The following is a 15,135-nucleotide window of genomic DNA, read 5'->3' as shown; positions in this document are numbered from 1 at the left end:
CTAGACAGCGAGAACCCTCTCTTGCTCCGTTTTTAGGGGAGCGCTCCGAATGCGGTTTTCGCCGAACGGCACATAAAACCGACAGCTCTCTACCGGAGTGCCTAATGCTGTGACCGCATTCCCTATTTCTATGCGTACCCCTGGGTAAGAAGTTCCCGCCACTTGAATGGTCGCATGAACCGATTCCGGCCGGCTGATGCTCAAACTGCGCCGTTCCCCATAGAGCATTCGCTGGTGTTCCTCCAAGGCCTGGAGCTGATTCTGTAGCTTTTGAACCAGCCTCTGCTTCTCCTCCGGCAGCGTGCGCAGTCGCAGCGTGCTAAAAGGTTTTAAGGCACGGCAGATCGACTCGATGTTGGTTTCGCACGCTGCAAGCTCCTCTTCGATCTCCTGGGCGCGCACCTGGTTGTAACGGCCAGAACTCACCATGACTTCGGTGGGCGTGCCTGTAGGAGAGCCTAACTGCTGAACCTGTATGCCGGATTGAGCGCAGATAGAGCCACCTACGATCTGCGAATCGGGTCCACCCAAAATTTTACCTCGAATATCAACCTGGCAGTTGTTCAACGTACCGTCCACATAGAGATCACCGGTCACAACGATTTTACAGCCGATAGCGCTGTGGAGATAGAGGTCACCGTTAACCCGTAGCAAGGAGTTGATGGCACGGCCGCGCAATGCAAGAAAGGTTCCAGAAACGATCCAGGCACCGATCGTGTCGCCGACAACGGCGGCTCCATGGGCAAAACGATGCAACCCGCCGCGCAATGTGTTATGCACGCGCGAAAACGCGCGCACACCTAGTCGGCTGCCCTGCAACTCGGCAACCCCCTCTGTGGTCGCGTAGAAGTGGAAGCCGTCCTCCGAAACACGAACACAGGGACCGGGGCGCAGTTCCGCCGGTTTCCCCGGCTTCGCCTCTATCACGCGGATAGGCCAGATGAGAGTCTTCCCCGGCGTACCGGCACTCGGCGGCACAATGCAGGCAAGCTCTTGGCCGGCCTCAACAAAACGTTCTGGCTCAATGGCGAACCAGTCTACTTGGCCGAAACGATTCTTCGGTAATGGGCGTGTGAGAATCTCCCGCGGAATGCGAAAATGGATGATACCATCCATTCCATCCACGGGCAACACCCCTTGCGCGGCAACAAACGTGATGGGGTCTTGCCCCGGTTGAGCGTTATGGACGGCCTCACGGATGGCGCTTTCGCGTATGCCGTAGGTGACCCCTAGCTCGCGAAATCGCTTCACGATCTCGTCGGCACTTACCGGTTTACCGCCGGTCTCCGGCGGATAGATGGTTACCGTGGCCTCGGTGTAGTTGTCGTTGAAGCGCACCTCGAAACGTCCGTCTCGAATAGCACAGCTTGTGGACATCGTTGTCTCCCCCTTGTTATTTTGAGACTTCTTCACATTATAGGTGCTTGCCCGCAACCCCTTAAGATGAGAGCACGTAGTTATACGGTATCTAAACAACAAAACCGGTAGAGTTACGGGCAAAATTAACAAGGAAGGAGATTACCCTTGCGGATGACAGAGCCATCACAGTTGCGGTTAATTACCGAGCGTTTACTTTTGCGCCCTTTTACCCTAAGCGATGCGCCTGAAGTGCAGCGTTTGGCAGGAGCCTCGGAGATCGCCGATACCACCTCCAATATCCCGCACCCTTATCCCGAAGGCGCTGCAGAGGCGTGGATAGCCGGGCATGCCGCCCAAATCGCGGCCGGCACGGACTACCCCTTCGCCATCATCCGCAGAGCGGATGAAACCCTCGTTGGTGCTATAGGGCTGCACGTGCAGCCCGCTCATCATCGCGCCGAGATGGGCTACTGGATCGGCGTTCCCTACTGGCGTCAAGGCTATGCCACCGAGGCCGTTCGGCGCGTTATCGCCTTCGGGTTCGACACACTTGGTCTTAACCGCATCTACGCTACCTACTTTACGCGCAACCCCGCCTCACGACGGGTCATGGAGAAGGCGGGAATGCGTTATGAGGGCACTCTACGCGAGTGGATACGAAAAGCCGACCGTTATGAGGACTGCGGCATCTGCGCCATTTTGCGAAAGGATTATGGGCAAGAAGTATAATAGGCGAAAACCCTTTGCAGTCGTCTTATGGATACGTTTTGGTGGCTCGATCCGCTGTTAGAGCACGAGATTCGTTACTTCGCCTTTGCCGGTGAACCGCGGCAAACCGCCTGCGCTTGGTATCTTTTCAGCGAAACCCTCCCCAAATATCACGACGCCAATCGTGCCCTCCGGTTGCGCGATGATGGGAGAGGCCCCCAAAAGGTACTACAAGAGGTTGCCGCCGTTTTTAAGGAGCACCGTACATGGCCTATCGTGATAGACATAGACCCTGTGGCCGAGAAACAAGGCTTTCTAGATGCCCTTTTAAGGAAAGGTGCCCTGCAGAATCAAAGCCGGTATCCTCTATATGCCTATAGGGTCTCTCAACCGCCGCCACCAACGTCGCCTCACATTCGCGTGGAAGCCATTCCTTCCCATGACGCCGAGGCTCGGCGCCTTTGGGTAGAGTTGCAAATATGCGACGAACGGACGGAGGAAGAGCGTCAGTTTTGGCGCGCCGTGGCCGAAGCGGAGGCCCATTTTCCCGCATGTCGGCTCTATTTAGCCTATATCGAGGGGACTCCGGTGGGGGCCTGTGATCTTTTCTCGGCCCATGGGTGGGCACGTATAGATAGCGTGATTACACACCCTGAATGGCGTCGGCGTGGGGTGGCATCGGCTCTTGTGACGCGCACCATCGCCGATGCCCTTGCCGAAGGCAACCGGCTTGTCTATCTCTTCACCGAGGCGGGAGGCCCGGCCGAATCGCTCTATCGCCGGCTCGGTTTTGAGCGTTTGCATGCAGGCCCTCTTCATAGGCATCTCCTCCTCGCCTGAATCTGCGCCTTGCAAAAAGAAGGAATCCGCATTGTTCCCGCGCAATTACTCTTGTGTATCCTTTTCTGAACGTTTCTAGCTATTAGGTGCTCGCCTAGAAGTTTTCTGTCGTTGGGAGCGCCTGCACGCTCCCTCAACCCGTTACGTTAGCAGGTGCGGAACAAAACCTGCATAACCCGTCGTGTTGTTGTCTCTGAGCGCCCACCATGCGCTCTCGAAGTTCTTTATTGCGCAAACCGTTCTTCTCAATTAGGAGGAAGGAAAGATGACACGATCGTTGCAACGAACTTACCGTGGCTCTTACGTTCGGCTGCTGTTGGCCCTAACACTCTGTGCAGCGCTGTTGGGCGGGGCCTACCGTGTAACAGCACTCGGCCCCGAGCTGCTACAGCAGCCCCTCAGCCTGCCGTTTCACAAACAGCCTCACCATCCCATACAGCAGATTCTGGTGAAGCTGGCTCCGGGGGTTTCGCCCACCCAGTTCGCGGCGCGCTTTAACCGTTCTACCAAAATCGCCCTGCTCAACGCCCACGCCATTGCAGACGGTCAGACCCCTCTGCGGTTCTGCCACTGCAACAAGGTTTTGGGGTGGACGACTTACCGGTTGCCTTCGCCCTCCGCGCTTAACGCCACGCTGCAACTGCTGCGTAAACAGCCGGGAGTGCTGCGAGCGGAGCCGGACTATCCGGTGGAGCTGTGCAACACCCCGCTACCCGACCCCAACGACTACTACTGGAAACGGGTAGATTTGGAACACCTCATCGTGGTGCTCTCCGGATTGGACACGCCGGATACGGCCCGTCAAGACGACTCGTCCTACTGGACTTACACATGGAACCTCGAAACGGTAAACGCCTTAGCCGCCTGGAATATCTATCCTGGTCATTACGAGACGGCTCAGGAGCGTGCCCAGCTCTATCGAAACAATCCCCTCTCGCCCGCCCTGCCTCGTGTGGCCGTGATTGATAGCGGTATAGATTTCACCCACCCCGACTTCACTTATACCGGCAACCCCAGTGGGGGCGTGACAGATGCCGACATCACAAACGGAGGGCAAATTGACGAGGCACTTGCCCATACCTTCATTGATGGTGATCAGGGTGGAGGCGTCACCAACGCTTTTGACGACGTGGGGCACGGCACAAGCCTTGCCGGCATCATTGCGGCGGCTCCGAATAACGGCATCGGCATCCCCGGTCTGGCTTTTCCCGCCGTCATCGTGCCCATCAAGATCATAGATGCCAACGGAGACGGCTCCGATTCAGACCTCATTGATGCCATCCAGTATGCGGCCGACCAGCACTGCATCGCCATCAATCTCAGCCTCACGCTCGATACCACAGACTTTCCGCAGGCGCTGCAGGATGCCATTAACTACGCATGGAACCATGGCTGCCTCTGTGTGGCCGCTGCCGGTAACGACGGCGATCCAAGCCATCCCATCCTCGCTCGAACGCGCCGCTACCCGGCCTGCTGCGACCGTGTGTTGGCCGTGGCCGCCACCGCCTACGGCGACCCCATCGGGCCGGATGGGTTGCCAAACACCGTTCTCGACGAGCATCTGGCCTCCTATAGCAATGACGGGTATGAACTCGGTTGTGCTGCGCCAGGGGGCGATATCACCGAGTTCTACAACAACAGCCCCAACGGAGCCGACTTGGGATTGAACCCCATTCAAGAGTATGTGCTGGTTTGGTCGCTGGCTCCAACCTACCAGGTGCTTCTCTCCAACCCCGACCCCAACAATCCCGATGGACTGTATGCTGCCTTAGGGCTGTACGGCCTTAACTACGGCTATCTACCGGGCACATCGCTGGCCTGTCCTCATGTTGCAGCCCTGGCCGCCCTCCTTGCTGCACGGTTGGGCATTACCCCCTTTACGCCGAACGCCCCGCAGATTCTTGTAAACACCATCGAAAGGGGCTGCCATCAACTCAACAATCGGCGGGACGGAGGATACGACCCCACCTACGGCTATGGGCGCATAGATGCCGCAGCGACGCTCGCACTTCAAAATGCACGGGGCACGAATGTGGGCGGCATTATGGGACAGGTTACCGTGGACGGCACGCCTTTGGGGAACATCCCCGTTATCGCCCGAACGGCCGGCTCAAAACGGGTGTTCTATACGACGACGGCACCGGATGGCATGTATCACCTCATCAACCTGCCGCAGGGCAACTACACCGTCACCACCATCGCGTTCCGCCACGGGCGCACCGTGCGGGCCAAAGTGGTTGCCGGATGCGATCAACTCGGCGTTGATCTCGACATTAACATTCCGTTTGCCTTCTGAGCCGATAAGGACAGACGGGGGCTGTGGTTGCCACAGCCCCCATTTTGCTCGCCTACCTCTGCAAACGCGCCTCTAGCCGTAGTGGCTCTGACCGGTTGGGTCTAGCTCTGCCTTACCGCGGAAGAGGCGGTAGATAGTCGCAAAATAGAGAATGGCCAGAAGGAAAGCGGGTATCCACCAGAACAGGGCAATGCGCAATGTGCTTTCGCCGTTGGCGGCATTGTAAATGGTGAGATCGTAGGCGGGGCTAATGGTGGAGTGAAGAACGGTGGGATAAAGCCCTGCCGCTGTGGCCCCCAGCAGGCCGACGATAACGGCGCAGGAGGCAAGAAATGCCGACAGCTCGCTTCCACGACGCAACTGGAGGGGGATGCCAACGACGCCCAGCAGAATCGTGATGGCAAATATCCATGTCCACGGCCGAGCCACGAGATGCACGTAGAGATCGGGTCGAACCGCATTGGTTGCGTAGGTCGTAACAACGCCGAGCACGACCTGAATGCCCCAAAGATAGGGCGCTATAGCACGACATCGCTGTTGTACCGGCCCGGCAGTTTTCCAGTAGAGGTAAAGAGCACCGTGCAGCGCCAACGTACAGAGCGCGAAAAGGCCTACCAAAACCGTGTACCAGTCGAGCACACCAGGATGCGCGCTAACGCGGAAATCGGTGAAAAGGGGGCCCTCAAAGAAACCTGTTTGGTTAAGAGGGACTCCGCGAATAATACAACCAAGCGCTGCTCCTAGCACAACGGCCATGAGCGCCGAGGAGAAGAAGAGCAGGCCATCCCAAAAGCTGCGCCACAGGAAGTTTTTTTCATGCGAGCGCATCTCAATGGAAAGCCCTCTGAGGATGAGCAACCAGAGCGCCATCATAAGCGGAAGGTAGAATCCGCTGAAGCCCGCTGCATAGACGCGAGAGAAGGCACATACGAGCACGCCTCCTGCCGCGAGCAACCACACCTCATTGCCATCCCAAACCGGCCCGATGGCCGCGATGATCGTTCGGCGTTCCTCATCGCTGCGGGCAACCCAAACGTGCAAGATGCCCGCGCCGAAATCGAACCCATCGAGCACTACGTAGACGATCAGCATCATGCAAAGCAGCGCGAACCAGAGCGTGGCCATAAGAACCTCCTTTTCTTAAACGGTAACGGCAGCCCCCGGCTCCGAGACAACGGCCTCACCGGAGGCGGTCAACGGGCTGGGTCCGTGGGCCAGCTCGCGGCAAAAGAGGTAGAGGAACACAATGCCGATAACGAGATACAGCCCCATAAAGCCCAGCGTTGAGAACGCCACATCCCCGCCGCTGAGCAGAGGCGATGTGGCATGCGCCGTGCGCTGCAGCCCGTAGACCACCCACGGCTGCCGACCCATCTCGGCTGCAACCCACCCCATCGTCGTAGCGATGTAGGGGAAGGGAAAGCTGCACAGCAGCACCCACAGCAAGGGGCGAAAGGTATCGAGGCGCCCTTTCCATAGCAGAAGGGCAGAAAGACCCATGATCACAATGAAAATCGTGCCTAAACCCACCATGATATGGTAGGCATAGTAGGCCATAATCGCGTTATCCGGCCTCTGGTCGGGTGGAAACGAGTCTAGCCCTCGCACCTCGGCGCGCGTAGAGCCGTAGGCGAGAAAACTCAGCACATCCGGTACCGTAATGGGATTTTCGATTTGGCCGGTGCGCTCGTTAGGCTGACCGATGATCACAAGGGGGGCATGGGCGCTCGTTTTGAAAGCTCCCTCCATCGCAGCTAAAGCAGGCGGCTGATAGCGTGCCAGCATTTTGCCTTGGGCATCGCCCGTGGGGAACACCTGAAGCAGCGAAGAGACTAGACCTGCGATCACGCCCATTTTAAGAAAAATCTTGCCGTACTCCTGATGCCTGCCCAGCAGAAGGTAAAGAGCGCCCACTGCCGCCACGGCAAACGAGGCGGTCACCACGGAGGCACACATGTTATGAAGATACTCGTAGATGGCCCAGGGGTTGAGCACGAAAGCCCAAAAGTTCACCAGCATAAGGCGTCCATCGGGGCCGATGCCATAGCCAACCGGATGCTGCATAAAAGCGTTCGTGGCAATGATGAAATATCCGGAAAGCCAAGAGCCGAAGAACACCATGAAGGCGGCCAGGAGGTTCACTTTGTTTCCGAACCGGCGCTCTCCGAAGAGGAAAAGCCCAAGAAAGGCCGATTCGGCAAAGAAGGCGAACATACCCTCCATGGCGAGGGTATTGCCCACAACACCTCCGGCAAAGCTGGAGAAGCGCGCCCAGTTTGTGCCAAATTGAAACTCCATAGGAATGCCGGTAACCACCCCTATGGCGAAATTGATGCCGAACAGGCGCCCCCAGAAGCGGGCCGCATCGTTATAGAGCGTGTTTTTCGTTTTGAGGGCTATCAGCTTGAAGAGCAGGATCAACAAGGCAAGCCCCATGGTAAGCTGTGGGAAGAGATAGTGGTATGTTACCGTAAACCCAAATTGAAAGCGGTTCCATGCTAAGGCGTTCATCTTTTCCTCCTTATTGTCGAAGTGTGGCTATTCTTCACGAGGAACCACCAGCACCGAACAGGGCGCGTGATGCACCACGGCGCGAGAGGTGCTGCCCAGAAAGAGCGACCGCACCGGGTCAAGCCCTCGACTGCCCATAATAATGAGGTCTTTATCGTTTTCAGCCGCAAACTCCACGATCTCCTGGGCCGGGTTTCCTTCGCGGAGACGCAAGTGGATCAGCACCTCTTTGTTGCCTCGTAGCCGCTCCAGCTCCTCTTCAAGCGTCTTCTGCAACTGGCCGGTATCTATGGTCACCTCCGTCTTGCGAGCAAGCCAATGTTTTCGCGTGTCCTTCACATAGAGCACCGAGAGAGGCACATCGAGCCGATCGGCAAGCTCGAAGGCCGTCTCCGTCGCCTTCACGGAGTTTGCAGACCCATCGGTGGCCAAAAGCAGCGAGCGAAACTCTACTCGTTGCATGCGCACTACAAGCACCGGAAAATCGTGCTGCTGCAGAACCCCGCCGGCCACGCTGCCGAGTAGAAGCTGCTGCCAACCGCTGAGGCCTCGACTGCCAACCACGATGAGGTCTACACGGTGCTTCCGGGCCGCGTGCAGTATCTTTTCGACGGGCGCCCCGATCTCTTGCACAATTTGGCAGGCCACTCCGTACTTCTCAAACACCGGCAGCGCCACGTCCTCTACCACCTTTAGGTCTTCCCGTGCCAGGCGCGCCACCGTTTCCGCATCCAGCGCCACCTCGCCTTGGTCGAAAAGGCCATCCGGTATCAACGTATAGGGATAGGGAAAAACGTTAAGTAGGATGACACGGGCGCCGAAAAGCTTTGCCAAGCGAGCCGCACTCTCCGCCGCATGAAGCGCATTTTCAGAGCCATCGTATCCAACGAGAATCGTCTGAAACATAGTCGCCCTCCCTCCAGTGATAATAGGATATTACCCTACTTTTATCCGTTTTCAGGTATAGTTCTCTTATCCCACTCCATTTAAAAGTGAGGAGGTCACGATTAGTGAAGCGACAGAGCAAGTCTCTTGATCCAGAAGAGCTTAGGCTGCTCGACGCCTACTGGCGGGCGGCGAACTATCTGTCGGTAGGGCAGATATATCTGCTGGACAACCCGCTTTTACGAGAGCCACTAACCCCCGAGCACATCAAGCCGCGTCTGCTAGGGCATTGGGGAACCTCACCCGGCCTCAACTTTATCTATGCCCACATGAATCGTCTTATCCGGCTTTACGATCTTAACGCCATCTTCATAACCGGGCCGGGGCACGGTGGTCCGGCTCTCATCGCCAACGCCTATCTGGAAGGCACCTATTCCGAGATATACCCAAATGTGTCGCAAGATGAAGAGGGCCTAAAGAGGCTGTTTAAACAGTTCTCCTTTCCCGGAGGCGTTCCCAGCCATGTAGCTCCAGAGACGCCCGGCTCCATTCATGAAGGGGGTGAACTCGGCTATTCGCTGCTTCATGCCTATGGGGCCGCCTTCGATAACCCCGATCTTTTGGTATGTTGCGTCGTAGGAGATGGCGAGGCGGAAACGGGGCCTTGCGCCACAAGCTGGCACTCTAACAAGTTCCTGAATCCGGCGCGTGATGGGGCTGTGCTGCCCATCCTGCATCTGAACGGATATAAAATCTCCGGCCCTACCGTGCTCGGACGTATGGGGTCGGAAGAGCTGATAAAGTTATTCGAAGGTTACGGCTACCGCCCCTATGTGGTGGAGGGGCACGACCCTCAACTCGTCCATCCCCAAATGGCCTCCACTTTGGAAACTGTGATACGCTCGATACGAGCGATTCAGGCGGATGCACGTTCCCACGGTTTTTCTAAGCGCCCTCGGTGGCCAATGATCATCCTGCGCACCCCGAAAGGATGGACGGGCCCTAAAGTCGTAGATGGCCAGCAGGTCGAAGGAACCTTTCGCTCGCATCAAGTTCCGCTTGCCGAACTCCACCGAAAGCCCGAACACCTCCGGATGTTGGAGCAGTGGTTGCGTAGCTACAAACCGGAGGAGCTGTTTGACAAAAACGGAAAGCTCTTTCCTGAAATCGCGGCATTAGCCCCACAAGGCGAGCGCCGTATGAGCGCAAACCCACATGCCAATGGTGGGGCGCTGCTGCGCGATCTGCGTATGCCCGACTTTCGGGACTACGCCGTTGATGTGGAGAAACCGGGCACCCAACAGGCCGAATCCACGCGCATTCTCGGCTGTTTTCTGCGCGATGTGATGAAGAAAAACCTGGAGAGCCGCAACTTCCGCATCATGTGCCCAGATGAAACGGCATCGAATCGGCTTCAGGCTGTGTTTGAAGTTACCGACAGAATGACCACCGAGCCTATTTTGCCCACCGACGACCACCTCTCGCCGGAAGGAAGGGTGATGGAGGTTTTGAGCGAGCACATGTGCCAAGGCTGGCTGGAAGGCTATCTTTTAACAGGCCGCCATGGTCTTTTTGCCAGCTATGAGGCCTTTATTCACATTGTGGATTCGATGTTCAATCAGCATGCCAAATGGCTAAAAGTTACCCGAGAGCTACCCTGGCGTCGGCCTATCGCCAGCCTAAACTATCTTCTTACCTCTCATGTGTGGCGCCAAGACCACAACGGTTTCACCCATCAAGACCCCGGCTTTATAGATGTTGTGGTTAACAAAAAGGCCGAGATCGTCCGCGTTTACCTGCCGCCGGATGCCAACACCCTGCTTTGTGTGATGGACCACTGCTTGCGTAGCCGAAACTATGTTAACGTGGTCATCGCAGGCAAGCATCCAGAGCTACAGTGGCTTAGTATGAGCGAAGCTATCAAGCATTGCGCGGCGGGAGTGAGCATATGGGAGTGGGCCAGTAACGATCAGGGCGGTCAACCCGATGTGGTTATGGCCTGCGCCGGCGACGTACCTACTTTGGAGACTCTTGCCGCCGTGGATTGGTTGCGCAAGCATATCCCCGACATCAAAATTCGTGTCGTCAATGTTGTTGACCTCATGACTCTGCAGCCGCCGAGTCTGCATCCGCATGGGCTGCCCGACAAGGAGTACGACAGTATTTTCACCACCGATTGCCCCATCATCTTCGCTTTTCACGGCTATCCTTGGCTGATCCATCGTTTGACCTACCGTCGCACGAACCAACGCCTTCATGTGAGGGGGTATAAAGAGGAAGGCACCATAACGACGCCTTTCGATATGTGTGTGCTCAACGAGCTAGATCGCTTCCATCTGGCTATAGATGTGCTCGACAGGGTTCCGCGCCTGCAGGCGCACGCCCATCTGCGCCAGATGTTGCGCGATAAACTGCTGGAGCACAAGGCCTATATTTGCGAGTACGGCGACGACCTACCCGAGGTGAAGAATTGGAGTTGGACGAATTAACCTCCATGGGTAAACGAAGGTGAACATTCTTGTACTTAATGAGGGTTCCAGCAGCCATAAGGGCGCCTTATATGTCGTTACCGACGTTCAGGAGACGCCTCCTGCTCCGTTGTGGGAAGGGCGTGTCGTGTGGCAACACCCTGATCGCATGCAGGGCCAGGCGAGCCTGGAGGTGAAGAGCGCAACGCAGTCCCACCATCGGCAGATCGAAGCCTCCTCGCCCGCCCATGCGATCGGGCTTATGTTGGCTACCATCGAAGAGCTTTCGGTGCTGCCCCAAAATGAAGTTGTGGAGATCGTGGGGCATCGGGTGGTTCATGGAGGGGGAAAGTATCAGGAGCCTACGCCTATTTCAGAGGAGGTTAAGCGCGATATAGAGGCCTTCGCGGAGTTGGCTCCCCTGCACAATCGCATCGCCTTGGAGGGCATTCGTGCGGTGGAAAAACGGTTCGGCACCGTGCCTCAACTGGCCGTTTTCGACACGGCTTTCCACAGCACCCTGCCCGAAGAGGGTGCTCTCTATGCCGGTCCCTACGAATGGAGAGAGCAGGGTTTTCGGCGCTATGGGTTTCACGGCATTAGCCATCAGTATGTGGCTGCTCGGGCAGCAAGGTTGCTTCAGCGCGACCTCCACTCGCTGCGCCTCGTCTCCTGCCATTTAGGCAACGGCTGCTCTGTGGCCGCCATCCAAAACGGCAAAAGTGTGGCCACAACGATGGGGTTTACCCCTTTAGAGGGGCTGATGATGGGCACCCGATCCGGCTCTGTAGACCCGGGCTTGCTTCTCCATCTCCTAAAAAAAGGCCACTATACCCTTACACAGTTGGAGGAGGTTTTGGAGCGGCATTCGGGGCTGTTAGGCATCTCCGGCATTTCTCATAGTATGCAGCAGATAGAGGAGGCCATGCATGCGGGAAACTCGCGTGCACAGCTAGCATTCCGCATGTTTGTGCATCGGCTCTGTTGGCATATCGGGGCTATGGCCGCATGTTTAGGCGGAGTGGACGCCCTGATCTTTACCGGTGGCATAGGCGAAAACTCCGCACTTGTGCGTGAGGCCGCATGCCGACAACTTGCCTTTTTAGGCATCGCGATTGAGGACGATAAAAACAAGGCGCTCTCTGAGGATGGAGACATCACCACCCCCGCCTCTCCAACGCGCGTGTTGGTTATTCGCACCCAAGAAGAGTGGGCCATTGCCCAAGCCTGTTGGCAGTTTCAGCAGCAGGCACGCTAGCTGTACGGCAGCTCTACTTTGCGAGCGTTGTTTCGCTGGATGCGCGAATACGATCAAGTTGTAGGTTTACTTCTCGCATTCGGGTAACAACGTCCCAGCGCGGGCGGTCTGCCACATCCACAAGGCCGAAGGCGTAGTTTTCTCCATAGACTCGCTCTGGGCCGTGCCCCGGCCCGCGGCCGGTGATGGGTTCATCGCGGTACTCAAACCACATCAGGCCAACGCAGTAGGGGTTTGCGGCAGCATCTTTCGCCCATTTTGCATAGAGGTCGGCCTCTTGGCTTTCATCGGTGGTGGAGACGAAGTAGCGGCCGAAGCCGCGCTGCCCATTGTAGTAGGGTGGGAAGGAGAACTCACCGCAGAGCACGGGCTTTTTAGTAGCGTTGAATAGCCCTTCAAGCCAGCTGTCCGCGAAGGTAGTGGCGTAGCGGTCGTAGCCTATGACATCGCAGTAAGGGGCAATCAGCCCCCAATCGCTCGCGTTCTGCCACCAGCCGGGCACGATCCAGAAGCCGAAGTAGAGGTGATGGGGGTCTATCTGCTTTACCGTTTGGTAGAGAAATGCGTAGTAGCTTTTGGCGAAGAACTGCCGAAGCGCTTCGAGGTCGTCCATGGGCGGTGTCGGTTGAGCGCTATAGAGGGCAGCACGGCTAGGTGGACTTACCTTCCAAGCGGCGGCTATGGCTGCGACGTCATTATGATAACGGGTTTTCAAGGCCTCATCCACCAAGGCCCGTTTGGCCGGAACCGTTGCAGGCTTCTGAAGTAGCTCCTTTATCTCTTGGATGGTGATGATTTCGTCGAACTCGTTTTTGATAGACCATCCGAGAATATAGGGGTCGTTTTTGTGTGGAGCGATCTGCTGTTGCAGCGACCGGCGAATTTGGGCCTGCACTTTAGGGTCGAAGATGTCGGGGTGGCGGCCTATATAGTCTGCGGAGTACCAGAGGACCGGGAGAGAGGGAACGTTGGGCAACATCTCCGACCATTTTCCTGCTCCGCAAAATCCCCAATGTTGCAGGCGCTGTATGGCCTCTGTGCGAGCGCGTTGATCCCAGATGTTGCCGAATTTCCGGATAAGGTTGGCGGTATCGAAAGAGAAGTATTCGGTTTTGTCGCTTCTATCCCATGGCGAGGTTCCCCAAGCGGCCACATAGGTGCCGGTTTTGGGCGGCAGCCAGGCAAAGAGGCCTTCACGGCCCGTTATCGGGGTGCCGTTCACCAAGGTTGGCACCGTGCAGACGCCGGTGTAGAAACACGGATTGCCCTGTGGGGTAATGAGCCACCACTTCCCGTTATGTTGCATGACCCGATAGAAACCGGTGGCCTCGGCGTGCCAGCCCAAGTCGGTTTCGCCACCGAAGGGGTCGCGGTGCTGAGGCAAGAGCCATTCAGAGCGCATAAGGTCTTGCTCTTTTTGCAGGGCAGCCTGGAGGTCGGCGTCGGTATGGACTTTGCCGGGCCAATCGGTGGGAAGATACTGACCGAATCGATCTACGATGGGGCCATTGCTAGTCGTAGGGTTCTGTTGCGCACCAACCGAAAGGGCAGAGCAGACCGTAGTTATCAACACGAGGGCCTTCCAACAGTTGGCGTAGAACATTCTCACTCTCCTTCAATGGAGGTTTCACGTGGGAAGATTGTACCTGACATTGAGAAGGAGCTTATCCTTTCGTTACTTTTCATGTTCTTTTCTGAGTTGGGAGGAGAGGTTATCATAGGCCAGTGAAAGTCAGCATCTCGGCCTCCTCCTTTTAGGCTGAGACCACGAGTCTTACGGCTCTAGAGGCAGTTCGCGGAGCAAGTCTATCCTGTTCGCCCCCTATCCCATCCTTTCCGTCTTGCAGACAGCAATGCAGCGGCCAGAGAGATAGGCGATTAAGGAAATGAGATAGGCCGCTGCGGCGGTCATCCCCTCTCTCCATCGAGGAGAGGGGCTGTAAGGGGTACCCTTGAGGGAAAAGTGCTGAGGGGGAGGTCGTCGGCCTTGAGGGGCGGGGGGGTGGGGGCTTGAACATTAGCGTTAATAGGGTATATTAAGACCTAATTATCCGAAATAGAGGAAACCGACATGCGTTCCCTATGGCTTCGGTTTTGGTTAGGGCGAGCCGTGGTGTTATTACCGGCCTACTGGGCCGGGATGCTCGTAGGCGTCTCCTTTTTGGCAACGCTCGCCAAGTTTCAGGCTCCGTCCCTTACCCTGCCGGTCGCCTTAGATGTGGGGCGAGTAACCTTTCACCTTTTCAACCGAGTGGAGTGGGGGTGCGCCCTGGTGCTATTGGGGCTTGTGCTGCTCACGAGAAAGAGGCTTCGCTTTCGTCTCCCTCTGGTGCTCCTATTGCTTGGTCTACTGGTGCTGCAGACGTTTTGGCTTTTGCCGGGGATGGATGCCCGAATCGATCTCCTTTTTCGTGGTCAGCCTTTGCCGGCACAAGGGCTAGACCTGCATCAAATCTACTTCTATAGCGACATCTTGAAGGAGATTTTGCTTTTTTGGCTGGGCTGCAGTTAGCGGGAGGCCTATTCTTGAAAACTGCTGAGGGATAGTATGCAACTTGACATACGCTCAAAGGGGTGTTATAATAAATGAAAACAGACCTCTGCACCTAGGTGTTCTTCTTTGCTAGTTGTAAGAGGTAACAAGTCGTTCCATAGAGTTCGCAGTTGGTTGTTTTGCCTCGCACCGTAGCGGCCTACCGAGGACGGATACCTTCACACAGATGTCGTGCGTTCCATGCCTCTCCCCATACCGGAGGAGATGAGGCTTTTAGGTTCCTGAACCATAAGGAACCTTTCGCGCAAACCGGTCA

The 15,135-nt window shown here is 56.6% G+C and carries 11 protein-coding genes; 6 read left to right on the top strand and 5 right to left on the bottom strand.

What is annotated here, in order from left to right; translation table 11 throughout:
- Window positions 1–1,377 carry a FapA family protein gene (locus VKV29_RS03605; protein ID WP_324199933.1) on the bottom strand — a complete coding sequence of 459 codons (1,377 nt, stop codon included), beginning with the start codon at window positions 1,375–1,377 and terminating at the stop codon, window positions 1–3.
- A 153-nt stretch (window positions 1,378–1,530) separates the two neighbouring features.
- Here VKV29_RS03605 and VKV29_RS03600 point away from each other — a divergent pair, with 153 nt between their 5' ends.
- From VKV29_RS03600 to VKV29_RS03590, 3 genes are all read left to right on the top strand, one after another.
- Window positions 1,531–2,088 (top strand): GNAT family N-acetyltransferase, encoded by a 558-nt coding sequence (locus tag VKV29_RS03600; protein ID WP_324199932.1) that lies wholly within the window; start codon window positions 1,531–1,533, stop codon window positions 2,086–2,088.
- 27 nt (window positions 2,089–2,115) lie between these two features.
- Window positions 2,116–2,907 (top strand): GNAT family N-acetyltransferase, encoded by a 792-nt coding sequence (locus VKV29_RS03595; RefSeq protein WP_324199931.1) that lies wholly within the window; start codon window positions 2,116–2,118, stop codon window positions 2,905–2,907.
- A gap of 265 nt (window positions 2,908–3,172) precedes the next feature.
- Window positions 3,173–5,203, top strand: coding sequence for a S8 family serine peptidase (locus VKV29_RS03590; protein WP_324199930.1), 2,031 nt, complete (start codon window positions 3,173–3,175; stop codon window positions 5,201–5,203).
- Between the two features lie 72 nt (window positions 5,204–5,275).
- On the opposite strand, the gene cydB is transcribed toward VKV29_RS03590, so the two are convergent.
- From cydB to VKV29_RS03575, 3 genes are read right to left on the bottom strand one after another with little or no spacing between them, the layout of a single operon-like run.
- On the bottom strand, window positions 5,276–6,328 hold the full coding sequence (gene cydB, locus VKV29_RS03585; RefSeq protein ID WP_324199929.1) for a cytochrome d ubiquinol oxidase subunit II: 1,053 nt from the start codon (window positions 6,326–6,328) through the stop codon (window positions 5,276–5,278).
- Between the two features lie 15 nt (window positions 6,329–6,343).
- Window positions 6,344–7,714, bottom strand: a complete 1,371-nt coding sequence (locus VKV29_RS03580) for a cytochrome ubiquinol oxidase subunit I (RefSeq protein ID WP_324199928.1) — start codon at window positions 7,712–7,714, stop codon at window positions 6,344–6,346.
- 27 nt (window positions 7,715–7,741) lie between these two features.
- Window positions 7,742–8,620 (bottom strand): universal stress protein, encoded by an 879-nt coding sequence (locus VKV29_RS03575; protein WP_324199927.1) that lies wholly within the window; start codon window positions 8,618–8,620, stop codon window positions 7,742–7,744.
- Between the two features lie 104 nt (window positions 8,621–8,724).
- Between VKV29_RS03575 and VKV29_RS03570 the strand changes: the two genes are divergently transcribed.
- A complete protein-coding gene (locus tag VKV29_RS03570) occupies window positions 8,725–11,088 on the top strand; it encodes a phosphoketolase family protein (protein WP_324199926.1) in 2,364 nt (787 codons plus the stop codon).
- Window positions 11,089–11,107: 19 nt separating this feature from the next.
- Window positions 11,108–12,325, top strand: a complete 1,218-nt coding sequence (locus VKV29_RS03565; protein ID WP_324199925.1) for an acetate kinase — start codon at window positions 11,108–11,110, stop codon at window positions 12,323–12,325.
- Between the two features lie 13 nt (window positions 12,326–12,338).
- Here the strand turns inward: VKV29_RS03565 and VKV29_RS03560 are convergent, their stop codons facing one another.
- Window positions 12,339–13,928, bottom strand: a complete 1,590-nt coding sequence (locus tag VKV29_RS03560) for a glycosyl hydrolase (RefSeq protein ID WP_324199924.1) — start codon at window positions 13,926–13,928, stop codon at window positions 12,339–12,341.
- Between the two features lie 468 nt (window positions 13,929–14,396).
- Here VKV29_RS03560 and VKV29_RS03555 point away from each other — a divergent pair, with 468 nt between their 5' ends.
- Entirely contained in the window at window positions 14,397–14,837 is a 441-nt protein-coding gene (locus VKV29_RS03555) for a DUF4149 domain-containing protein (RefSeq protein ID WP_324199923.1), read from the top strand.
- The last annotated feature ends 298 nt before the right edge of the window (window positions 14,838–15,135 follow it).

Origin of the sequence: Chthonomonas sp., assembly GCF_035294165.1 — a bacterium.
GTDB lineage: Bacteria > Armatimonadota > Chthonomonadetes > Chthonomonadales > Chthonomonadaceae > Chthonomonas.
This window is presented reverse-complemented; position numbering and strand designations above follow the sequence as displayed.